Below are 22,056 nucleotides of genomic sequence, written 5' to 3' on the forward strand. Positions count from 1 at the left end.
GCGATGAACGGACCATTACCGATCAGTTCATCGCGCACCGGATCAGCTACGCGCCATGATTTTCCAAGCGCGGTGGATCTTGCCGTTACGGGCGAAGTCCTGATCGATGGTTTGCGCGGTAATGTCCTCGACCGCGTAACGCTGACTCAGGTTTTCATCAAGCACAAACTTGCGGAAGTTGTTGGAGAAGTACAACACGCCTCCCGGTGCGAGACGCGCCATGGCCAGATCGATCAGCTCGACCTGATCACGCTGGACATCAAAAATGCCTTCCATGCGCTTGGAATTGGAGAACGTCGGCGGGTCGATGAAGATCAGGTCGTACTCGTCGCGATTGGCCTGCAGCCAGGCCATCACGTCGCCCTGCTCGAGACGATTCTTGTCGGAGAAACCGTTCAACGACAGGTTACGACGCGCCCAGTCCAGATAGGTCCGCGACAGGTCGACGCTGGTGGTGCTGCGCGCACCGCCCTTGGCAGCATGCACACTGGCCGTCGCCGTGTAGGCAAACAGGTTCAGGAAGCGCTTGCCGGCCGCCTCGCGCTGAATACGCATGCGCATCGGCCGGTGATCGAGAAACAGCCCGGTGTCCAGGTAGTCGGTCAGATTGACCAGCAGCTTGACGCCGCCTTCGCTGACTTCCAGAAACTGGCCCTGGGCGCTCTGGCGCTCGTACTGCTTGGTGCCGCTCTGACGCTCGCGACGCTTGATCACTACGCGGTTCTTGTCGATGTTCAGGGCTTGCGGAATGGCCGCCAGCGCATCGAACAGCCGGGCTGACGCCTTTTCTGGATCGATGGACTTGGGTGCGGCGTATTCCTGAACATGCACCCAGTCGTGATACAGATCGATCGCCAGCGAGTATTCAGGCATGTCGGCGTCATACACGCGGTAGCAATCGATCCCCTCGCGACGTACCCACTTGCCCATCAGCTTGAGGTTCTTTTGCAGGCGATTGGCAAACATCTGCCCGCCTTCACTCAGGCGCGCCTGTTCGACCACCACCGGTTCCGGCTTGATCGGGTTGCCGTTCTTGTTGAGTTTGCGCTCAACGACGTCAACCTCGACCGGGTTTTCGCGTTCGATCTGACGCTGCTCGGGGGTGCGTCGCTCGCCGGTCACGAACTGGTCAGGCGTGACCTTGATCAGCAGCAGCTTGCACGGCAAGGCGCCGTTCCAGAACGAATACTGTTTGTGGCTGCGAATGCCCATGCGCTTGCCGAGGTCCGGCGCGCCGGTGAACACCGCAGCTTCCCAGTTAAGGCAGGCCTGACGCAGGCGCTCGCCGAGGTTCTGGTAGAGATACAGCAGGCTGGCTTCGTCACCCAGGCGCTCGCCGTACGGAGGGTTGCAGATCACCAGACCTTTCTGGTTCTGGTCGGGACGCGGCTCGAAGGTCGCGACTTCGCCCTGATAGACCTTGATCCAGTCACTCAGACCAGCACGTTCGATGTTGTTGCGTCCCGGCTGGATCAGTCGCGGATCAGCCTCGTAACCGCGAATCCACGAAGGTGTTTTGGCCAACCCGGCTTCTGCGCGGGCCAGCGCTTCGTCGTGCAGCTTGCGCCACAGCGCCGGGACGTGGCCCAGCCAGGCCGAGAAGCCCCAGCGTTCACGCTTGATGTTCGGGGCGATGTCGGCGGCGATCATCCCGGCCTCGACCAGAAACGTACCGACACCGCACATCGGGTCAGCCAGCGCGCCGCCCTCGGCAGCGATGCGCGGCCAGCCAGCACGAATCAGGATAGCGGCGGCGAGGTTTTCCTTCAGCGGTGCAGCGCCCTGCTGCAGACGGTAACCGCGCTGGTGCAGGCTATGCCCGGACAGGTCGAGGGACAGAATGGCTTCGCCGCGATCCAGGCGCAGGTGCACGCGCAGATCGGGGTTGATCTTGTCGACCGAAGGACGCTCGCCATCCGGAGTACGCAGCTTGTCGACGATCGCATCCTTGACCTTCAATGCACCGAAATGGGTGTTATCGATGCCCGAACCATGACCACTGAATTCCACCGCAATGGTGCCGTCGGATTCAAGATGATCCTGCCACTCGACATCCAGTACGCCGTGGTAGAGGTCTTCGGCATCCTTCATCGGGAAGCGCTTGAGCACCAGTAACACGCGGTTGGCCAGTCGCGACCAGAGACACAGCCGGTAAGCGGTCTCCATGTCGGCCGAGCCGCGAATGGCTGAAGTGTGCTCGCGGGTCTCTTGCAGGCCCAGCGCAGTGGCTTCCTCGGCAAGCAGGCCTTCGAGGCCCTTGGGGCAAGTGAGGAAAAGTTCGTAGCGATCCGACATGTGTATTCCAAGGCCTGAGCCGTCTGCGGCGGGCAACGCATTGCCCTGCCAGATTTGAACAGGCGTCTTTCATGGAGAACGCCTGCGTGGCACGTGATGTGTGCCGGTCCACCGCATGATCCTGTCATGTCATTGCGGCAGCTCTGGCGCGTATTAGAACAGATATCAGGCAAGTCGATGTCGGCAATAAGGCACGCAATCAAAAGTGGTCTTTTGAAAAGTCACATGTGTGCAGCGCCGATCATGACCCTTCGTCGCTTAACCAGCCAAGGCATTGAGCCAGTATATGAGCCTGATAAGCGATTTCAATTAGCCTGCAAACGCCCATGTTCAAGGGGCTGCAGAAAAAATCATGGTTGAAACAGGTCATCGCTTATTGCTCGACAGACCTGAATGTGACGTGCTTATGACAAAACGATCATTCACACCGCCCTGCGCTTTGGTTAGAAATCGTCTCAGGTCATCGCCGCAATGGTTATGGCATCAAGGCCCGCGACGCCGGCAGCGGGCCCCAACGGCAGAAGATTCTGCCCGACCTCATCACGGGGTCTCAGGGATATTACAGTCAACAGACGAGGGCATTACCCTATGAGAAGACTTAAGCGTGATCCGTTGGAAAGAGCATTTTTACGCGGATATCAATACGGCGTTCATGGTAAATCCCGTGAGCTTTGCCCTTTTACTCTACCGTCAGTACGCCAGGCATGGATCAATGGCTGGCGCGAAGGACGCGGCGACAACTGGGACGGTATGACCGGCACTGCGGGCATCCACAGACTCAACGAACTTCACGCGGTCGGATGAGGCGATTCACATCAAAGACTTTCGGCCTCTGTCGGGCCACACACATGATTGACTGATTCACACCTGCACCATGCACGCCCGACCCGGGCGGCGGGCCAACGCCCAGGGGCTCTCTTGCAGAGCCCCTTTTTTTATCCCGGGCTCAGCGTGCGGCGCGAGGCATTGCCGCAATGGCATCCACCGACTCGCGAATCAGCGCAGGGCCCTTGTAGATGAACCCCGAATAGATCTGCACCAGACTGGCCCCCGCGGCGATCTTCTCGGCGGCGTGTCGGCCTTCGGTGATCCCGCCTGCGGCGATGATCGGCAGACGCCCCGCGAGCTCACCGGCCAGGACCTTGACGATGTGCGTGCTTTTTTCCCGAACCGGCGCGCCCGACAAGCCGCCTGCCTGATCAGCATGCGGAAGGCCTTCGACGCCTTGGCGGCTAAGCGTGGTGTTGGTGGCGATGACTGCGTCCATACCGGACTCGATCAGGGCTGCGGCCACCAGCACGGTCTCTTCGTCGGTCATGTCCGGGGCAATCTTGATCGCCAGCGGCACACGCCTGCCATGCCGTTGCGTCAGCTCCTGCTGGCGCAGGCTCAGGGCCTGGAGCAGTTGCTTGAGCGAGTCGCCGAACTGCAGGCTGCGCAGCCCCGGCGTATTGGGCGAACTGACGTTGACCGTAACGTAGCTGGCATGGGCATAGACCTTGTCCAGACAGATCAGGTAATCGTCGACCGCACGCTCGACCGGCGTGTCGAAGTTCTTGCCGATATTGATGCCCAGAACGCCGCGATATTTTGCCGCTTCGACACGGGACACCAGGTTGTCGACACCCAGATTGTTGAAGCCCATGCGATTGATGATCGCCTCGGCGTTGGGCAGGCGGAAAATACGCGGTTTGGGGTTGCCCGGCTGCGGACGTGGCGTCACTGTGCCGATCTCGACGAACCCGAAGCCCAGTTGCGCGAAGCCATCGATGGCTGCACCATTCTTGTCCAGGCCGGCTGCCAGCCCCACAGGGTTGGGAAATTCAAGGCCCATCACACTGACCGGCAACTTCGCCGGGGACTTGCTCAGCAGGCCATTGAGGCCCAGCCGTCCGCCTGCACCGATCAGGTCCAGCGACAGGTCATGAGAGGTTTCCGGGGAAAGTTTGAACAGTAACTGGCGGGCCAGGTTATACATGGCGGGATGGGCTCGTGAGCAGCTGAATTCAGGGTGGCGATTATAGACGTGTGCGGGCCTGTCAGGCGAGGCGCGCGACAAACTTGTTGCTCGCCCCTCCCCGGCGATGGCATATGCCTTGCTTGAAACCGCTATCGGCACTCACTCCAAAGGCGGAGCGGTGCATGGACAACGGCGTCGCTTCGACACTTGCATTGCAATGGGTCGGACGACGCCTTTTTTCTGGACGGACCTTTGATGAAGCACGCGCGATGAACGAACGAACCGGTAATGCGCTGGACTGGGTGGCCGGTAGCGACGCCCCGGAAATGAACAGCCTGGACGTGGGCTTCATGGCATTGACCGACTGCGCCCCGCTGGTGGTCGCGGCCACTCAGGGTTTCGCCCAGCCTTACGGCCTGAGCCTGAACCTCGAGCGTCAGACCTCCTGGGCCGGGCTGCGCGACAGGCTGGTCAGCGGGCAGTTGCAGGCGGCACACAGCCTGTACGGCCTGATCTATGCGGTGGAACTGGGCATCAGCGGTGGCCCGGCGGCCGACATGGCCATCCTCATGGGGCTCAACCAGAACGGCCAGTGCATCAACCTGTCCCGCGAGTTGCAGCAGGCGGGCGTGATCACTCCTGAAGCACTGGACAAACGCGCGCACCAAAGCGGATCAAGGCTGACCTTCGCGCAGACCTTCCCCACCGGCAACCACGCCATGTGGCTCTACTACTGGCTGGCCAGTCAGGGCATTCATCCGCTCGATGATGTGACCAGTGTCGTGGTGCCGCCCACGCAAATGGCGCAACACCTGCAGGCTGGGCGCATCGACGGTTTCTGCGTCGGCGAACCCTGGGGTGCCAGCGCCGTTCAGCAGCAACTGGGCTTCACCATGGCGACCAGCCAGTCGATCTGGCCGGATCACCCGGGCAAGGTGCTGGGCTGTACCCGTGAGTTCGTCGAGCAGAACCCCAACACCGCCAGAGCGCTGATCATGGCCGTACTGGAAGCGAGCCGCTTCATCGAGGAAAACGATCATAACCGGCGCAGCACCGCACAACTTCTCAGCGGTGCCGATTACCTGGACACCTCAGTGGACTGCATCGAGCCGCGCCTGCTCGGTCAGTACAGCGACGGTCTCGGCAATCGCTGGCAAGACCCTCACGCGGTCAGCTTCCATGCCCAAGGACAGGTCAACTACCCCTGGCTGTCCGACGGCATGTGGTTCATGACCCAGTTCCGACGCTGGGGCCTGTTGCGCGAAGACCCGGATTACCTGGCGGTCGCCAGTCGCGTCCAGCAACTCGACCTGTACCGTCAGGCGGCCAGCGCGCTGGGCATCGACGTACCCGCCGCAACCATGCGCAGCAGTCAGCTGATCGATGGCAGGATCTGGGACGGCAGCGATCCGGCGGGCTACGCGCGTAGCTTCAAGCTCCATTCGCTGGCCGACGACGCGCCCGCTGTGGCCAGTCGTTGACGGAGAACGTGACCATGCTGCGTATCCTGCTTATCAATGACACCGCCAAAAAGGTCGGTCGCCTCAAGTCAGCCTTGATAGAGGCCGGTTTCGAAGTGATCGACGAATCCGGCCTGATCATCGACCTGCCCGCACGCGTCGAAGCCGTGCGCCCGGACGTCATCCTCATCGACACTGAATCGCCAGGTCGCGACGTGATGGAGCAGGTGGTGCTGGTCAGCCGCGACCAGCCACGTCCCATCGCGATGTTCACCGACGAGCACGATCCAGGCGTGATGCGCCAGGCCATCAAGTCCGGGGTCAGCGCTTATATCGTCGAGGGGATTCAGGCACAACGGCTGCAACCAATTCTGGATGTGGCAATGGCCCGCTTTGAAAGCGATCAGGCGCTGCGTGCGCAACTGCATGCCCGCGATCAGCAACTGGCCGAGCGCAAGCGCATCGAACTGGCCAAGGGGCTGCTGATGAAGATGAAGGATTGCAACGAAGAAGAGGCTTATACGCTGATGCGACGTCAGGCAATGAGTCGTCAGCAGAAGCTGATTCAGGTGGCCGAGCAGATTATCGCAATGAGCGAACTGCTGGGCTGAAGCCAGGAAGAACGCCTGCCCGCACAGGCGTTCTTCACCGTTTACAGAGGCGCAGCCTGTCAGCTCAACTGCACATCCTTCATCGCCGGGACGTAGCCGTAGTCATACTCTTCCTGCACGAACGAGCGGTCGCCCTTCAACAGGATTCTGACCGTCGGCGCCTCGGTGCCGCCGATACGGTAGTCATCGCCGCTGGTGGGCACGCTGTCGATGAACGAAGTCACCAGGCCGTTGGGCATCACACAGTGGGAGTACGTCTGGAATGGCTGTGCAGGCGGATTGCCCAGCACCAGTCCGGAAGCGTTCATCGGCCGGTAAGGCCCGAACAAATGCTCGCCCACAAAACCGTAAACGCCGTCCGGCCCGGTCACACCGTCGGCATACGTAAACTTGTGACTAATGGTGAATAAATAATACTTGCCGTCCTGAAAGACATAATGCGGACGTTCAGTCTGGTCATTGACGCCCACCGCAGTCACCAGTGGCGGTAGTATTTCCCACTCTTCTCCGCTGAGATCTTTCGCAACTGCCAGGCCGATACAGCCCACTTGAAAACGCGCACCCCCCACTTCTTCATGGCCGGGTGGCACCGGGCCAAGTTCTGCAGCGCCAACGGTATGCGTACCGCGTTCACCGGCCACATTACCTTCAAAGACCATATACAACTTGCCATCATTGGGATCAATAAACGGACTCGGGTCGCGGAAGTTCCACGTCGAGTTCTGCGCCTCGGTTTGATAATAAGTGCCGTCGGCCTCGAACAGTTTTTTGACCTGGGTAAAGTCTTTCAACTCCACGCCCTGATCGGACGTCACAATACGGCCGCGCATTTTGGCAATGGTCGCCCCCGGTGTCACGCAGGTGTAGTAAAGATCGATATCACCCTTGTCATTCAATAATACCGGTGTGCCCGCCCACTCACGGGTGGTGGGCGACACGCCTTCGGCCATGACCCGGCCACCGAAGATCCAGTTCTTGCCGGTGCGCGAATACCAGTAGCACATGCGCGCCCGTCCATGACGATCCTCCCAGTCGCGCTTGATGTCGCAGCGGCCGTTGGCGCCGAGATACTGCGGGTCGTCGGGGTGGCGATCAGCCGTCAGTGTGACGATAACCGACCAGCCGTTGACTGAGACCACCGTGCCGTCAAGCTCTCGCAACGGCATGGTGTCCCAGATGAAGACCTTATCACTCATGACCGGAAAGTCCGCTTTTACCAATGGCTGCGTGGTGGTCGGGTCATTTTCATTGACCTTCAACGCATCGGCACGGGACCAGATGGTAGGTGCGTAATTGATGTTACTCATGATGATGTCCTTTGCTGGCGCCTGTACAAGCAGCGCGTATAGGAAGACAACACGGCAGGCATGCGTGCAATGCCGAGGTGCAGAGTGTGTCGGGCATTCAGGTGTCGAGGACAGCCGGACGCCGATAAAAGAGCGAGTAGCCGATGACTTCTTTCGAAGTAAGCATTTATCGAGATTGACTGGCAAACTGCAACTACAGATTACCGGATTGAAAAGTGAAACCACCTTTTTTAATAAGCGTCACACGTCGCAACAGAAGCGATGCTCTCAGAGATGCCACGCAAAGTAAATTAAATATTTACAGCGTTGCTATCGTACAACGGTGAGAGCTGCGCATTAAATTATATATATTAAGGCCACCATAGCTGCGTATCGAAACAGCATCACAATGACAGTACTTACACGCAAAACTGATGGCACATTAAATAATATTAAATAGTTTGAACTTTAATAAAACATACTTAAACCCTGTTAACTGCCTGTTTCTGTTGACTGATACGGACTGTGCAAGCCGTTATCTGGCTTTTCGCCGCCACGCCCTTTTTTGCAGCGCGTCTGATGGCCCACGCCCGGTTCGAGGTCATACATCAGTCTGCTCGCAGTCTCTGAAAGCCATACAACCTGCCTGCAACGTATGGCTGACGCGCCTGCACGACCATTGGCCCGTCTATTGCTAATGCAATCGCACCGGTAGCCAACGGCGGCTATCACCTTTTACGACAAAGACGTCGCTCATCTCTTTCCGCCCCGTGGACAGAGAGGCGACGTTTTTTGCGTTTTGGCCCCGGCGAAGGGGCCGGTGGAGTCGCCGTCATTCGGAACACTCCACCACAGCGTCTGAACCACCCGTGTCGCGGTCATGGCCCGACTGACTAACTAGCAGATGATGAGGTGTGCACATGGATACAAGCTTCTGGAAGGCAGGCCACAAACCGACCCTGTTCGCGGCCTTTCTCTATTTTGACCTGAGTTTCATGGTCTGGTACCTGCTGGGCCCACTGGCGGTACAGATTGCCACTGACCTGCACCTGACCACTCAGCAACGTGGCCTGATGGTCGCCACGCCGATTCTGGCGGGCGCGGTGCTGCGCTTTTTCATGGGCCTGCTGGCCGACCAGCTGTCGCCCAAAACCGCCGGAATCATCGGCCAGGTGATCGTCATCGGCGCGCTGCTGGGTGCCTGGCAATTGGGCATTCACACCTACGGCCAGGTGCTGGTACTGGGCGTGTTCCTCGGCATGGCCGGTGCTTCGTTCGCCGTCGCGCTGCCCCTGGCGTCGCAATGGTATCCGGCGCAGCACCAGGGCAAGGCCATGGGCATCGCCGGTGCGGGCAACTCCGGCACTGTACTGGCCGCGCTGATCGCGCCGGTGCTGGCCGCCAGTTTTGGCTGGGGCAACGTCTTCGGCCTGGCACTGATCCCGCTGGTTCTGACCCTGATCGCCTTCACCCTGATGGCCCGCAACGCCCCGCAACGCAGCAAACCCAAATCCATGGCGGACTACCTCAAGGCGCTGGGTGACCGTGACAGTTGGTGGTTCATGTTTTTCTACAGTGTGACGTTCGGTGGCTTCATTGGCCTGGCCAGCGCCCTGCCCGGCTATTTCAACGACCAATATGGCTTGAGCCCGATCACTGCCGGTTACTACACCGCTGCCTGTGTGTTCGGTGGCAGCCTGATGCGTCCGTTGGGTGGTGCGCTGGCCGACCGTTTCGGCGGGATTCGCACACTGACCGTGATGTATGCGGTTGCCGCCATCGGCATTGCCGCCGTGGGCTTCAACCTGCCGAGTTCGTGGGCAGCACTGGCGCTGTTCGTGGCCGCGATGCTGGGCCTGGGGGCCGGCAACGGCGCGGTGTTCCAGTTGGTACCGCAGCGCTTCCGCAAGGAAATCGGGGTCATGACCGGCTTGATCGGCATGGCCGGTGGCATCGGTGGCTTCCTGCTGGCGGCGGGCCTGGGCAGCATCAAACAGAACACCGGCGACTACCAGTTGGGTCTGTGGCTGTTCGCCGGCCTGGCGATACTGGCCTGGTTCGGCCTGCTGAACGTCAAACGTCGCTGGAGAACCACCTGGGGTTCGGCCGCGGTCACGGCGGCCCGGGTCTGAAGCGCCGATGACCCTGCAACTGCAGTTCGCTCAATTCAGCGCCAGCGGACCGCGAGCGGAGAATCAGGACGCCGTGCGCCTGGTCACGCCAGTCCCGGCACTGGCGGCCAGCAAGGGCTATCTGTTCGCCCTTGCCGACGGCGTCAGCCAATGTGCCGACGGCGCACTGGCCGCGCAATCGACCCTGCAGGCGCTGGCCCTCGACTATTACGCCACGCCGGAAACCTGGGGCGTGGCGCAGTCCCTTGATCGCCTGCTGCTGGCGCAGAATCGCTGGCTGCTGGCCAACGGCCTGTTGACCACCCTCAGCGCTCTGGTACTGCGTGGCAGGCGTTTCACCCTCGCCCATGTCGGCGACTGCCGGGCTTACCGCTGGCACACCGGAACGCTGAAACGCATCAGTGAAGATCACGTCTGGGAACAGGCCGACATGCAGCATGTGCTCAAACGTGCGCTGGGCCTGGATCAGTACGTGGTCATGGATTACCTGGACGGCGAGCTGTGTGAAGGCGAACGCCTGCTGCTGGTCAGCGACGGCGTATGGGCGGCACTGGGCGATGCAAGTATCCGCTCGATTCTGGGCGAACAGCACGACCTCGACGCGGCGGTGAAAACCCTGGTCAGCGCGGCGCACCTGGCCGGCAGTCAGGACAATGCCAGCGCCCTGCTGATTCAGGTCGACACGCTCGGCGAGGACGATCTGGGCGATACGCTACTGCAATTGCAGCAATGGCCGCTGCCACCCGCACTCAAGGCCGATCAGACATTCGAAGGCTGGAAAGTCGTCAGCATCGTGGCGCAATCACGCCAGTCCATCGTTTATCGAGTCACCGATATCAATGAGCAGCCCTGGCTGCTGAAGACCCTGCCAGCCAGTCGTCATGACGAGACCGGTGCCGGTCAGGGTTTACTGCTGGAGGAGTGGTTTCTGCGTCGGGTCGCCGGGCGTTTTTTTCCCGAGATACACCCGCTGCCAGACCGTCAGCATCTGTATTACGTCATGCGCGAGTATCGCGGGCACACACTGGCCGAGCGCTTCACCGACAAAGGGCCGTTGCCGCTGGCCCAGTGGCAGGACTTGGCCACCCGACTGTTACGGGCCACGGGCCTGCTGCATCGACGCAACATCATCCATCGCGATATCAAACCGGAAAACCTGCTGCTGGCCGACGACGGCGAGTTGCGCCTGCTGGATTTCGGCCTGGCGTTCTGCCCGGGCCTGTCGGCGGTCAACACCGAAGACCTGCCCGGCACACCCAGTTATATAGCACCGGAAGCCTTCAACGGCGCCGAACCGCATCCGCAACAGGACCTGTACGCAGCAGGCGTCACCTTGTACTACCTGCTGACAGGGCAATACCCTTACGGCGAGATCGAAGCCTTTCAGCACCGTCGCTTCGGCGCACCGATACCTGCCAGTCGTTATCGACCGGATCTGCCGCAGTGGCTGAGCCAAAGCCTGGACAAGGCACTGCACGCCGACCCGAGCCAGCGTTATGAAACCGCCGAACAGTGGTTGCTGGAGCTGGAGCAGGCCGAGCATCGTCCGCTGGTGGCAAAGCCGCGTCCGCTGCTGGAACGCGAACCGCTGAAAGTCTGGCGAACACTGGCGTTGCTCTCTCTGCTGTTCAACCTGATGCTGGTGATCTGGTTGATGGGCCGCCACTGAGCCCTTGCGCCCCGCTTCTGTGCAACGCGCCTCAACGCAGTGCAGAAAGCGCCAGGGTTATCGACTGCACACCGCGCAGGCTGGCAAATCCGAGTTGGCACAAGCGCTGCATGGTCACTGGCAGATAATTCATAACACGCCGCCCTCAACGATGAAGGCTGCGTCTCCCGAGCGAACGGGACCGGACAAAGGCGTCCTCGTCAGGCCACTGACGGGACGCCTTTTTTTGTTTGCGCGAAACGTATCGAGCACGCGCTGCAGTGACTCGGAGGCAAGATGACCAAACTCAAACTGGTGATGATCGGCAACGGCATGGCCGGCGTGCGCACACTCGAAGAGTTGCTGAAACTGAGCGAAGACCTTTACCACATCACGGTCTTCGGCGCCGAGCCACACCCCAATTACAATCGCATTCTGCTGTCGCCGGTACTGGCCGGCGAGCAGAATTTCGAAGACATCGTGCTCAACGACCTCGACTGGTACGAACGCAACGGTATCCAGTTGTTGCTCAACCGTCGCGTGGTGAAGATCGACCGCATCAGACGCCTGGTGATCGCCGATGACGGCACCCAGGCCCATTATGATCGGCTGCTGATTGCCACCGGTTCGCGGCCGTTCATACTGCCGATCCCCGGCAACACGCTGAACGGTGTGATCGGTTATCGCGACATCGGCCACACGCGGCAGATGATCGACACCTCCGTCACGCACAAGCGCGCAGTCGTCATCGGCGGCGGACTGCTCGGCCTGGAAGCGGCCAACGGCTTGAGCCTGCGCGGCATGCACGTGACGGTGGTGCATAACGGCCAGACGCTGCTGGAGCGCCAACTGGACAAGACCAGCGGGCGCATGCTGCAAGCGGCGCTGGAAAAGCGCGGCCTGAGCTTTCGCCTCGACGAACAGACCAACGCCTTGCTCGGCGATGATCAGGGCCGGGTAACCGCGGTGCAATTCAACAATGGCGACAGGATCGACGCCGATCTGGTGGTCATGGCAGCAGGCATACGGCCCAACACCGAATTGGCCGAGCAAGCCGGCCTGCCCTGCAACCGTGGCATTCTGGTCAATGACACCTTGCAGACCTACGACCCGCGCATCTACGCGATTGGCGAATGTGTCAGCCACCGTGGCATCGCCTATGGGCTGGTGGCGCCGCTGTTCGAGCAGGCGCGGGTCTGCGCCAACCACCTTGCGCAACTGGGCTTTGCGCGTTATCCGGGCTCGGTCACCTCGACCAAGCTGAAAGTCACCGGTATCGACCTGTTTTCCGCCGGGGATTTCCTCGGCGGTGAAGGCACTGAAAGCATCACCCTTTCCGACCCCATCGGCGGTATCTACAAGAAGCTGGTAATAAAGAACGATGTACTGGTCGGCGCCTGCCTGTACGGCGACACCGCCGACGGCAACTGGTACTTGCAGCAGATCCGTGATGGCCAGGGTATCGACGCCATTCGCGACCACCTGATGTTCGGCAAACCCGTTGCTCCAGAGGCTGCCTGCGCATGAACAGCCTTGCCCTCCACACCCCCCGGGTCACGGCGTCTACCTGCTGCTATTGCGGCGTAGGCTGCGGCGTACTGATCGAACATGACGGCGAGCATATTCTTGGTGTCAGCGGCGACCCGAAGCACCCGGCCAACTTCGGCAAGCTGTGCAGCAAAGGGTCGAGCCTGCACCTGACCGGCGACATTGAAGCCCGCGCGCTGTACCCGGAACTGCGCCTGAGCAAGGGCCTGGCGCGCAGCGTCACCGATTGGGATACCGCGCTGGAGCATGCGGCCAATGTGTTCGCCGAGAGCATTCGCGAACATGGCCCCGACAGCGTTGCCTTCTACATTTCCGGCCAGTTGCTGACCGAAGACTACTACGCGTTCAACAAACTGGCGCGCGCACTGATCGGCACCAACAATATCGACAGTAATTCACGGCTGTGCATGTCATCGGCCGTGGCGGGCTACAAGCGCAGCCTGGGTGCCGATGCCCCACCGTGCAGCTATGAAGATATCGAACTGAGCGACTGTGTGATGATCGTCGGCAGCAACATGGCGTACGCACACCCGATTCTGTTTCGCCGTCTGGAAGAGGCAAAAAGCCGTCGTCCGCAGATGAAACTCATTGTCATCGATCCACGACGCACCGACACCTGCGAACTGGCCGACCTGCACCTAGCGATTCAGCCCGGCACGGACGTCGCGCTGTTTCACGGCATCTTTCATATACTGATGAACGAAGGGCTGATCGACTCGGCGTTCATTGCCGCGCACACGCAAGGCTATGAGGAACTGGCCACGCTGGCCCGTGATTACCCGCCTGAGCATGTGGCCGCCCTCTGCGGTATTACTCTGAAACAGCTGTACACCTGCGCCCGATGGGTGGGCGAAGCGCCGGCTTTTCTGTCGCTGTGGTGCATGGGGCTGAATCAGTCCACGGCCGGCAGCGCGAAAAACAGCGCGCTGATCAACCTGCACCTGGCGACCGGACAGATTGGCAAACCCGGCGCAGGTCCCTTCTCGCTCACCGGCCAGCCCAACGCCATGGGCGGACGTGAAACCGGCAGTCTGTCCAACCTGTTGCCTGGCCATCGCGACGCGGCAAATCCTCAGCATCGTCAGGAGGTTGCAGACTACTGGGGCGTCGATAGCCTGCCTGCCAACCCCGGCCTTTCAGCCATCGAACTGTTCGAGCAATTGCAGAATGGAACGATCAAGGCCCTGTGGATTGCCTGCACCAACCCGGCACAGTCACTGCCCGACCAGAACCGCATCAGGCAAGCGCTGGAAACCTGCCCGTTCGTGGTACTCCAGGAGGCCTTCAAGACCACCGAAACCGCGCGTTATGCCGATCTGTTGCTGCCTGCTGCCAGCTGGGGTGAGAAAGAAGGCACGGTGACCAACTCCGAACGACGCATCTCCAACGTGCGCAAAGCTATTCAGGCGCCCGGCGAAGCGCGCTCCGACTGGGCGATCACCGTGGATTTCGCCCAGCGCCTGCAAAAACGCCTGCAACCCGGCGCACCCGCGCTGTTCGACTTCGCTACACCCAAAGCCTTGTTCGATGAGTTCAAGGGCCTGACGGTCGGGCGCGATCTGGACATGTCCGGAATCGACCGCGAGCTCATCGATCAGCAGGGTCCGCAACAATGGCCCTTCCCGCGTGGCGCCAGCAGCGGCACGCCGCGCCTGTACAACAATGGCATCTTTCCCACCGATTCAGGCCGGGCGCAGTTTCTGTCCGAGCCTTACATCGCCGCCAGGGAAGTGCGCGATGCCGACTACCCGCTGACGCTCAACACCGGCAGACTGCGCGATCAGTGGCACGGCATGAGCCGCACCGGCACCGCTGCCCGCTTGTTCGGGCATGTCAGTGAAGCGGTGCTGAGCCTCAATCCGCAGGACATGCTCAGCCATGACCTGCAACCCGGCGACCTGGTCAAACTGATCAGTCGGCGCGGCGAGCTGCTGTTGCCGGTCGGCAGTGAGGACAGCGTTGCAGTCGGCCAAGCCTTTGTGCCGATGCATTGGGGCGACAGGTTCCTCAAGGCGGGTGTCAACGTTCTTACCCAGCCAGCCTTCGACCCGGTTTCGAAGCAACCGGAACTCAAGCACGCCGGCGTCAGGATCGAAAAAGCCCGACTGCCCTGGCAGTTCTTTGCGCTGGTCGAGGGCAACGTGCAGCAACGGATGGAAAAGCTGCGCCCCTTGTGCGACACCTTCACCTATCTGAGCATGAGCCTTGCCGGACGCGAGCGACCGGCGCTGGTGATACGCGCCGCCAGCGCAGCAGCACCCGATTCAGCGCTGCTGCAGCAGATTGATCAAGTACTGGGCCTGGACGAAGGACCGGTCATGGCGTATGACGACCCCAAGCGCTCGATCGGCAAACGGGTACGGATCGACGGCGAACGTATTACTGCTATTCGCCTGGCCGGTGAAACACTTGCCCGGTATTGGCTGCAGACGTTGTGGCTGGAAGAGCGCGTTGAGGCTTCGTTGCGGCGCTGGCTGTTGGCACCGTTGAGCAGCGAACCGGGCAAAGACTCGACACAGCCTCGCGACAAGACCTTGTGCAACTGCATGAACGTCAGCCAGAGCGCGGTAATGAGCGCTATCGAGCGTGGCCTGGACCTGAATCAACTCAAGACACAGTTGGGCTGCGGCACCCAGTGCGGCTCCTGCGTGCCGGAAATAAGACGACTGATCCATACCGTGGCGGTTACAGAATGAGGAATGCGGCATGAGCGCAAAAGTATGGCTGGTGGGCGCGGGCCCAGGCGACCCGGAACTGCTGACTCTCAAGGCAGTACGTGCCCTGGCTGAAGCCGACGTGGTGCTGATCGACGATCTGGTCAACCCCGCAGTGCTGGAACATTGTCCGGGAGCGCGGGTCATCGCGGTCGGCAAGCGCGGCGGTTGTCGTTCGACGCCGCAAGCGTTCATCCATCGCCTGATGCTGCGCTACGTACGTCAGGGCAAATGTGTCGTTCGCCTCAAAGGCGGCGATCCGTGCATCTTCGGACGTGGCGGTGAAGAGGCTCAATGGCTACAGGAGCGCGGTGTCGCCGTGGAGCTGGTCAACGGCATTACAGCGGGTCTTGCCGGCGCAACACAGTGCGGCATTTCGCTGACCCTGCGCGGTATAAGCCGTGGCGTAACACTGGTCACCGCCCACACTCAGGACGACAGCACCCTCAACTGGCAGGCACTTGCGCAAGGCGGAACCACCCTGGTGGTTTACATGGGCGTGGCGAAACTGGCGGAAATTCGCGAGAGTCTGCTGGCAGGCGGAATGAGTGGCGAGATGCCGGTGGCGATGATCGAGAACGCTTCGCTGCCGTGGCAGCGCGAATGCCGCAGCACCCTGAATGCCATGCAACAGGACGCAGCCGCTTTCCAGTTGAAGAGCCCCGCCATCCTGGTGATCGGTGCGGTTGCCGCGTACAACAATGAGCTGATCGATCAAACCCTGATGGACCTCGCGCAATTGAATGCCGGCTGACCCTAGGCTCGTCTGAGCAGACGCCCCGCCAAATCGCAGGCAAAGAAAAGCCCGGCCTAAGCCGGGCTTTTCAGTACAAGCGGCTAATTACTTAGCTTGAGCTTCTACTTCTGCTTCTACGCGACGGTTAACTGCGCGGCCAGCTTCAGTTGCGTTGTCAGCAACTGGACGGGATTCGCCGTAACCAACCGAGTTTACGCGGTTAGCGCCAACACCGTACTGGTTAACCAGAACCTGTTTAACGGCGTTTGCACGACGCTCGGACAGTTTTTGGTTGTAAGCGTCAGGACCGACGGAGTCAGTGTGACCTTCAACAGTGGTGGTGGTCTGTGGGTACTGCTGCATGAAGTCAGCGAGGTTCTTGATGTCGCCGTAGCTGTTAGGCTTGACTACGGATTTGTCGAAATCGAACTTCACGTCCAGCTCAACACGAACCACTTCGGCAACTGCTGGGCAGCCATCAGCGTCAACGGTAACGTTGGCTGGGGTGTCCGGGCACTTGTCGACGTTGTCGCACACGCCGTCGTTGTCGCTGTCGGAGCACACTTCAGCTACTGGAGCTGGCGCTGCTTCAACTTTCTTGCTGCCGCCGCCGAAGTTTACACCGATACCGACGCTAGGCGCCCACTCGGTGTTGCCTTGGTCGATGTTGTACTGAGCTTCAACGCCTGCACGGGCATAGAAGTTGTCAGTGAAGTACAGCTTGGCGCCGCCGCCGATGTTGGCGAAGGTGGAACCGTCACGGCCACGGCGAGCGTCTTGACCGATGCTCTGGTCAGAGAAACCGGCAGATACGTATGGACGCAGCATGTCGCCTGGGTTGTTGAAGTGGTACAGAGCGTCCAGAGCAGTGTCTGCGCCCTTGATGTTCTTGCCGCTGTCGCTACGGACGTTGTGGACTTCGTCGTAGCCCAGACGCAGCTCAACATCGTCAGTCAGGAAGTAGCCAACGGAGCCGCCGAACAGGTTGCCGTCGTTTTTGAAGTTACGATCGCTGTCGTAGTACTCTTTCTTGGCGAAGCCTTCGATTTCGACCGCGCCTTGGCCTTGAGCCAGAGCGCCGAACGAAGTTGCGGCAACAATAGTACCAATGGCCAAGCCCAAGGTGTTTTTCAGTTTCATCCGTTAAATCCCCATCTGATGATTATTAAGCAGTCCCACACAGGGGGACAACTCAGCGGCAAGTCTACCAGACCTTGCCAGTTTGTTAGAGATATTTGCACCGTATTAAGTTTCGGCGATTCCCGCAAATTTCTCTCGTAATTTATCTAAAGCCCGCTTGTAACGCATTTTCGTTGCGCTCAAGCCCATGTGCATGATGTCAGCGATTTCCTGGAATTCAAGTTCTGCTACAAACCGCAGCACCAGAATCTCCCGATCGATCGGGTTCACATACACAAGCCAGCGATCAAGTCCGCCCCGTTCTTCAGGTTTGGGCGCCTTTTCTTCCGACGCTTCCTCAAGTGGATCCAGACTCAGCGCGTCCATCAAGCGACGCTTACGCCGTTCCTTCCTGTACTGCGTGATGCATTCATTGTAGGTGATGCTGTACAGCCAGGTTTTAAATTTAGATTTACCTTCAAAATTTTTCAACCCATACAACACTTTAAGCATCACCTCCTGACAGACATCGTCAGCATCGCGATCGTTCCCCAGATAACGTGCACAGACGTTAAAAAGTGTTCTCTGGTAACGGCGCATCAATTCTTCGTAGGCCCGCGTCACATTGAACAGCTCAACGTGGGCGCGCGCAACCAGCTCCTCATCTGAGAGCTCGCGTGGATCGTAGCGCGTCGAAAACGGTTGAGGTTTATTCAAAACAAATCTTGCCGACAGTCAGGTCAGTGTCCGCCATGGCCTGTATCGGCAACCTGGCGGCATACATTAGCAGGTTAACCGCTTAACGGCTGCTTACTCTCTGCTCGAGCAGGATGCGATTGGAAAACGACACCAGCTCCCCCTCGTCTGTCAGCAGCGTTGTCTTGACCGTACCGATTTCCTCGATCTGCCCTTCCGTATCGCCTATCTGTACCTGTTGGCCGACCTGAAACAATTCGCGAACGTAGATTCCGGCAATGATCTGCCCGGCAATTTCGCGACTTCCGAGGCCCAGGGCAAGCGCCACTGTCAGACCAACGGTAATCAACGCAATCACAATAACGTGGTTCAGCAGGTCGGTCTTGACCTCGAGCTGGCTGATGGCGACCGAAATACTGATGATAATGACCAGCCCCTGGGCAATTCGCCCCAGGCCGGCAGAGTAGTCGATCCCTACACCTTCGGCAGCACCGCGCACCAAACCATTGACCAGTTGCGCCAGCAGCACACCGACCAGCAGCACCAGCGCGGCACCAAACACCTTGGGCAAATACAGCGCCAGCATGTCCAGCGTCGCTGAGACCCGCTGCAGGCCCAAAGATTCAGCGGCCGATACGAGAAAGATAAGCAGAACGAACCAGTAGACGACCTTGCCGATCAGCGTGGAGACCGGCACTTTGACGCCAGCGCGGCCGATGATCTTGGTCAGGCCGGTACCGCCGACCAGACGATCAAGGCCCAGTTTGGCCAGTAATTTGGAAAGCAGTGCGTCGAGCAGTTTGGCGACGACAAAACCGAGCAGCACCACAACCAGGGCGCCGAACAGGTTGGGAATGAAGTTTGCGACTTTGGTCCACAATGCAGTCATTGCAGCAAGAAGGCTCTGGGTCCAGAGATTCAATTCCATGCTCAATCAGCCTTATCGAGAGAACGCGCACCGTTCGAGGTGCGACGAGAAACGGGAGAGACGTGGGCCGAGCCGTTGTTCACGGCGATCATCAGCGCCTCCGACCAGCGGCCCAGCAACCCGAACAACACACCGGCGCCGACCTGGCGATTGGCGGTTTTCAGGACGCGTCCCAGACATGCGTCATCATCCCGGCTGGAGGATGAAGAATTGAGCATGTCGCGTAAAGATTCTTCAAACGGATCGTGCATCAGGCACCTCACGTAATGTCATTCAAAGACGCGACGCGAAAACAACAAGTCACACAGGCTCGCCAAATAACCATCACAGGCCCGCCCTATACCCAACGCAAACGGCGGAACAACCACCACTGCCCTGCGCCCAGCGCGACGATCAGCAGACAGGCCACCAGGAAGCCGTACGAACTGCTCGACCCCGGAATGCCGCCAACATTAATACCCAGCAGACCGGTGAGAAAACTCATCGGCAGAAAGATACAGGTAATGATCCCGAAGCGGTACATGGTGCGGTTCATGTGCTCGCGCAGGCGCCGGTCCTCGGACTCCAGCAGCAGCCCCACCCGCTCGCGGGTCAGCTCAAGCTCTTCCAGGTAACGGGTCAGGCTATTGTTCAGCTCATTCCAGTAGTCAGCGTCGTCATGCGCAAACCAGGACAGCTTGATGCGTGAAAGCTGGCCATAAATATCCCGCTGCGGCCCGAGGAACCGGCGCAGGCCGGCGGCGCGCCGACGAATATGCAGCAGCTTGCCGTGCTCGGGGCTGTACCATTCGTCGGCATCGTTCTTTTCTTCCTCTTCATCGACCGATTCGGTCAGCTCACCCACCAGATCCTGAACCTTGTCGGTGAGGTGCTGCGCCAGGTGCAGGATCAGCTCCGAGGCGCCCTTCGGGCCTTTGCCCTGCCCCAGCAGCTCAATCAGCTCCTCGGTGGCACGCAACGGACGCAGGCGCAGCGAGATGACTCGCTGCGCGGCGGCGAAGATACGCACCGAGACCATGTCTTCAGGTTCCGCACCGGGATTCAGATTCACGCCGCGCAGAAACAGCAGCAGTTCCTGCTCCGGCAACGGCAGTAAACGCGGCCGGGTGTTCTCTTCCAGCAACAGGTCGCAGGCAAACTCGCTCAGACCGCTGCCGGTGCGCAACCACGCATGTGTCTGCGGGTGACTACGATCCCAATGCAGCCACAGGCTTTCTTCTGGCTGCAATGCAAGGTCCTGCAACTCGGTTCGAGCGATGAAACGCGCCCCACCCTTACCGTCCAAAACGAGGGCATGAACCAGCCCCCACTGCGCGTTTGCTTCATCGAACATGGATACTTCGCTTATTCCGGCATGGTCAGGGGTGATGGGGAAATGACGACGCCATTGTTGTCGGCATACAGGTACTCACCCGGGCGGAACGTCACGCCGCCAAAGGTCACCGGCACATTCAGTTCGCCTATGCCGCGCTTCTCGGTTTTCTTCGGATGACTGGCGAGCGCCTGGACACCCAGGTCGGTCTGGGCGATGACATCCACGTCACGGATGCAGCCGTAGATCAACATGCCTTCCCAGCCGTTCTTGGCAGCCTTGTCTGCCAGCATGTCACCCAGCAACGCGCAACGCAGCGAACCACCGCCGTCGACGACGAGCACCTTGCCCTTGCCGTCGAGCTCGACCTGCTCCCTGACCTTGGAGTTGTCCTCGAAACATTTCAGCGTGACGATCTGGCCACCAAACGAATCGCGGCCGCCAAAATTGCTGAACATCGGCTCCACGACCTGGATCAGGTCCGGATAGGCGTCACACAGATCGGGGGTGAGGTAGTGCATGGGTCAACTCCTGTCATCGGCTATGGGGTCGCGATTGATACAGACGATTTATTGAAACAGACACGACCGGATGAGCATAACCATAGCGACTTTACCGGCTAACTGCCTACCGCGACCTGAAACTCTGCAACCTGTTCAGGAACGGAACGCTCACCCAGCCACTCGATCACTCGCGGCCAGACCTGCTGCTGCGCAGCCTTGCTGACCAGCATCTGCACATGGTCGAAATCCTCGCTGAAGCCGTATTCGCGGCCCAGGCAGAGGAATTGCCTGTGTGCGCTGCCGATCTGCTCGAACAGTTCACGGCAAGCCCACACCGGGTCCTGCTGGTCGCCGACCGCAGCGACAGCCAGAAGCGGCACCTGAACCGCGCTCAACCCTGCCCACCAGTTGTTGTCACGCTCGCCGAAACGCCCGAACAGCCCGTGCCAACGCATGCTTTCCAGAACCAGACCGATCGGCTCGTCTTCCGGCCCGCGCTTGAAACGCGGGCCGGAAATATGCTCGAAGGACCTCAGCAGCAACTTCGCAGACCATTGCAGTGGCGGGACTTTTAGCGGCCAGTAGGTGCGGGTGACCTGGCTGCCGAACAGCGCCACGGACGCCGCAGTATCAGCACCCAGATACTGACCGCCCAAGGCTGCCGCCAGGCTGGTGCCGCCCAGCGAGTGGCCGATCCAGTGCGGTATCTGCCCGCTTTGCTCGACGACGAATGCGGCAATGGCTGGCAAATCGAAACGCGCGTAGTCCGCCACGCAATTGCTGCGATAACTCAGGTTGCGAGCCGACAAGCCATGGCCGCGCATTTCGGGAATCCACACGTCATAGCCGGCCCGCGCCAGATACGCACCCAGACCGATGCCCTTGGGCGAATACCAGAAACGCCGGTTGGAAAAGCTGCCATGCAGCAGTATGACTGGAGTACCACGCACATCGGGCTGATCGGCGCGCCCCAGCCGGGTCACCGCCAGTTCGACACTGGCGTCGGGACTGTTGGCAGGTTTGAGACGGTAGACGTCCTCGACCAGATCGCCACGACGCTCGGCGCTGATCAAGGCAACGGGAAAAAGCTGGCTGCTGCTCTGCATAT

Annotated in this window: 17 protein-coding genes and 1 pseudogene; 8 read left to right on the forward strand and 10 right to left on the reverse strand. The window is 60.0% G+C overall.

Annotation, left to right across the window (positions count from 1 at the left end; translation table 11 throughout):
• Positions 1-42: 42 nt before the first annotated feature.
• A complete protein-coding gene (gene rlmKL / locus BLR16_RS16875; protein WP_074808520.1) occupies positions 43-2,295 on the reverse strand; it encodes a bifunctional 23S rRNA (guanine(2069)-N(7))-methyltransferase RlmK/23S rRNA (guanine(2445)-N(2))-methyltransferase RlmL in 2,253 nt (750 codons plus the stop codon).
• Positions 2,296-2,883: 588 nt separating this feature from the next.
• Between rlmKL and rmf the strand changes: the two genes are divergently transcribed.
• Positions 2,884-3,099, forward strand: coding sequence for a ribosome modulation factor (rmf, locus tag BLR16_RS16880; RefSeq protein WP_002553055.1), 216 nt, complete (start codon positions 2,884-2,886; stop codon positions 3,097-3,099).
• 142 nt (positions 3,100-3,241) lie between these two features.
• On the opposite strand, the gene BLR16_RS16885 is transcribed toward rmf, so the two are convergent.
• Positions 3,242-4,273 (reverse strand): quinone-dependent dihydroorotate dehydrogenase, encoded by a 1,032-nt coding sequence (locus tag BLR16_RS16885; protein WP_003346110.1) that lies wholly within the window; start codon positions 4,271-4,273, stop codon positions 3,242-3,244.
• Positions 4,274-4,524: 251 nt separating this feature from the next.
• On the opposite strand from BLR16_RS16885, the gene BLR16_RS16895 reads away from it, so the two are divergent.
• Both BLR16_RS16895 and BLR16_RS16900 read left to right on the forward strand, forming a co-directional pair.
• A complete protein-coding gene (locus BLR16_RS16895; RefSeq protein WP_065350071.1) occupies positions 4,525-5,736 on the forward strand; it encodes a CmpA/NrtA family ABC transporter substrate-binding protein in 1,212 nt (403 codons plus the stop codon).
• Positions 5,737-5,750: 14 nt separating this feature from the next.
• A complete protein-coding gene (locus BLR16_RS16900; RefSeq protein ID WP_074808524.1) occupies positions 5,751-6,326 on the forward strand; it encodes an ANTAR domain-containing response regulator in 576 nt (191 codons plus the stop codon).
• Between the two features lie 59 nt (positions 6,327-6,385).
• Here the strand turns inward: BLR16_RS16900 and BLR16_RS16905 are convergent, their stop codons facing one another.
• Positions 6,386-7,633: a glycoside hydrolase family 68 protein gene (locus tag BLR16_RS16905; RefSeq protein ID WP_092194432.1), complete on the reverse strand. Its 1,248-nt coding sequence runs from the start codon at positions 7,631-7,633 to the stop codon at positions 6,386-6,388.
• An 899-nt stretch (positions 7,634-8,532) separates the two neighbouring features.
• Between BLR16_RS16905 and BLR16_RS16910 the strand changes: the two genes are divergently transcribed.
• The 5 genes and pseudogenes from BLR16_RS16910 to cobA all read left to right on the forward strand — a co-directional run bounded on the left by BLR16_RS16910 (position 8,533) and on the right by cobA (position 16,408).
• Positions 8,533-9,744 (forward strand): nitrate/nitrite transporter, encoded by a 1,212-nt coding sequence (locus BLR16_RS16910; protein ID WP_003433035.1) that lies wholly within the window; start codon positions 8,533-8,535, stop codon positions 9,742-9,744.
• A 7-nt stretch (positions 9,745-9,751) separates the two neighbouring features.
• A complete protein-coding gene (locus BLR16_RS16915) occupies positions 9,752-11,413 on the forward strand; it encodes a bifunctional protein-serine/threonine kinase/phosphatase (protein WP_003366867.1) in 1,662 nt (553 codons plus the stop codon).
• A gap of 276 nt (positions 11,414-11,689) precedes the next feature.
• A pseudogene (locus tag BLR16_RS16920) lies at positions 11,690-12,889 on the forward strand (NAD(P)/FAD-dependent oxidoreductase); the annotation flags it as partial.
• A 26-nt stretch (positions 12,890-12,915) separates the two neighbouring features.
• Positions 12,916-15,636 carry a nitrate reductase gene (locus tag BLR16_RS16925; RefSeq protein ID WP_074808530.1) on the forward strand — a complete coding sequence of 907 codons (2,721 nt, stop codon included), beginning with the start codon at positions 12,916-12,918 and terminating at the stop codon, positions 15,634-15,636.
• A 10-nt stretch (positions 15,637-15,646) separates the two neighbouring features.
• A complete protein-coding gene (cobA, locus tag BLR16_RS16930) occupies positions 15,647-16,408 on the forward strand; it encodes a uroporphyrinogen-III C-methyltransferase (protein ID WP_060707578.1) in 762 nt (253 codons plus the stop codon).
• 87 nt (positions 16,409-16,495) lie between these two features.
• Here cobA and BLR16_RS16935 read toward each other — a convergent pair whose 3' ends face one another.
• The 7 genes from BLR16_RS16935 to BLR16_RS16965 all read right to left on the reverse strand — a co-directional run bounded on the left by BLR16_RS16935 (position 16,496) and on the right by BLR16_RS16965 (position 22,054).
• Entirely contained in the window at positions 16,496-17,530 is a 1,035-nt protein-coding gene (locus BLR16_RS16935) for an OmpA family protein (RefSeq protein ID WP_003366856.1), read from the reverse strand.
• A 105-nt stretch (positions 17,531-17,635) separates the two neighbouring features.
• Positions 17,636-18,226, reverse strand: coding sequence for an RNA polymerase sigma factor SigX (gene sigX, locus BLR16_RS16940; protein ID WP_003315686.1), 591 nt, complete (start codon positions 18,224-18,226; stop codon positions 17,636-17,638).
• An 82-nt stretch (positions 18,227-18,308) separates the two neighbouring features.
• Complete coding sequence (locus tag BLR16_RS16945; protein WP_003315687.1) at positions 18,309-19,133, reverse strand: mechanosensitive ion channel family protein; 825 nt, start codon at positions 19,131-19,133, stop codon at positions 18,309-18,311.
• Between the two features lie 2 nt (positions 19,134-19,135).
• The gene (locus BLR16_RS16950; RefSeq protein ID WP_003433041.1) at positions 19,136-19,384 is read right to left on the reverse strand and encodes a hypothetical protein; all 249 of its coding nucleotides are present in this window, start codon (positions 19,382-19,384) and stop codon (positions 19,136-19,138) included.
• Positions 19,385-19,470: 86 nt separating this feature from the next.
• On the reverse strand, positions 19,471-20,466 hold the full coding sequence (locus tag BLR16_RS16955; RefSeq protein WP_003366851.1) for a zinc transporter ZntB: 996 nt from the start codon (positions 20,464-20,466) through the stop codon (positions 19,471-19,473).
• Positions 20,467-20,477: 11 nt separating this feature from the next.
• Positions 20,478-20,966: a ribonuclease E activity regulator RraA gene (rraA, locus tag BLR16_RS16960; RefSeq protein ID WP_092194434.1), complete on the reverse strand. Its 489-nt coding sequence runs from the start codon at positions 20,964-20,966 to the stop codon at positions 20,478-20,480.
• A 98-nt stretch (positions 20,967-21,064) separates the two neighbouring features.
• Complete coding sequence (locus tag BLR16_RS16965; protein WP_074808538.1) at positions 21,065-22,054, reverse strand: alpha/beta fold hydrolase; 990 nt, start codon at positions 22,052-22,054, stop codon at positions 21,065-21,067.
• Positions 22,055-22,056: the final 2 nt, after the last annotated feature.

Origin of the sequence: Pseudomonas sp. BS3767, assembly GCF_900099665.1 — a bacterium.
In the GTDB taxonomy this organism is placed as follows: Bacteria; Pseudomonadota; Gammaproteobacteria; order Pseudomonadales; family Pseudomonadaceae; genus Aquipseudomonas; species Aquipseudomonas cerasi.

Bases quoted from the DNA above. Each gene is read 5' to 3' on its own strand.
- rlmKL (WP_074808520.1), bottom strand. From the start codon at position 2,295: ATGTCGGATCGCTACGAACTTTTCCTCACTTGCCCCAAGGGCCTCGAA.
- rmf (WP_002553055.1), top strand. From the start codon at position 2,884: ATGAGAAGACTTAAGCGTGATCCGTTGGAAAGAGCATTTTTACGCGGA.
- BLR16_RS16885 (WP_003346110.1), bottom strand. From the start codon at position 4,273: ATGTATAACCTGGCCCGCCAGTTACTGTTCAAACTTTCCCCGGAAACC.
- BLR16_RS16895 (WP_065350071.1), top strand. From the start codon at position 4,525: ATGAACGAACGAACCGGTAATGCGCTGGACTGGGTGGCCGGTAGCGAC.
- BLR16_RS16900 (WP_074808524.1), top strand. From the start codon at position 5,751: ATGCTGCGTATCCTGCTTATCAATGACACCGCCAAAAAGGTCGGTCGC.
- BLR16_RS16905 (WP_092194432.1), bottom strand. From the start codon at position 7,633: ATGAGTAACATCAATTACGCACCTACCATCTGGTCCCGTGCCGATGCG.
- BLR16_RS16910 (WP_003433035.1), top strand. From the start codon at position 8,533: ATGGATACAAGCTTCTGGAAGGCAGGCCACAAACCGACCCTGTTCGCG.
- BLR16_RS16915 (WP_003366867.1), top strand. From the start codon at position 9,752: ATGACCCTGCAACTGCAGTTCGCTCAATTCAGCGCCAGCGGACCGCGA.
- BLR16_RS16925 (WP_074808530.1), top strand. From the start codon at position 12,916: ATGAACAGCCTTGCCCTCCACACCCCCCGGGTCACGGCGTCTACCTGC.
- cobA (WP_060707578.1), top strand. From the start codon at position 15,647: ATGAGCGCAAAAGTATGGCTGGTGGGCGCGGGCCCAGGCGACCCGGAA.
- BLR16_RS16935 (WP_003366856.1), bottom strand. From the start codon at position 17,530: ATGAAACTGAAAAACACCTTGGGCTTGGCCATTGGTACTATTGTTGCC.
- BLR16_RS16945 (WP_003315687.1), bottom strand. From the start codon at position 19,133: ATGGAATTGAATCTCTGGACCCAGAGCCTTCTTGCTGCAATGACTGCA.
- BLR16_RS16950 (WP_003433041.1), bottom strand. From the start codon at position 19,384: ATGCACGATCCGTTTGAAGAATCTTTACGCGACATGCTCAATTCTTCA.
- BLR16_RS16955 (WP_003366851.1), bottom strand. From the start codon at position 20,466: ATGTTCGATGAAGCAAACGCGCAGTGGGGGCTGGTTCATGCCCTCGTT.
- rraA (WP_092194434.1), bottom strand. From the start codon at position 20,966: ATGCACTACCTCACCCCCGATCTGTGTGACGCCTATCCGGACCTGATC.
- BLR16_RS16965 (WP_074808538.1), bottom strand. From the start codon at position 22,054: ATGCAGAGCAGCAGCCAGCTTTTTCCCGTTGCCTTGATCAGCGCCGAG.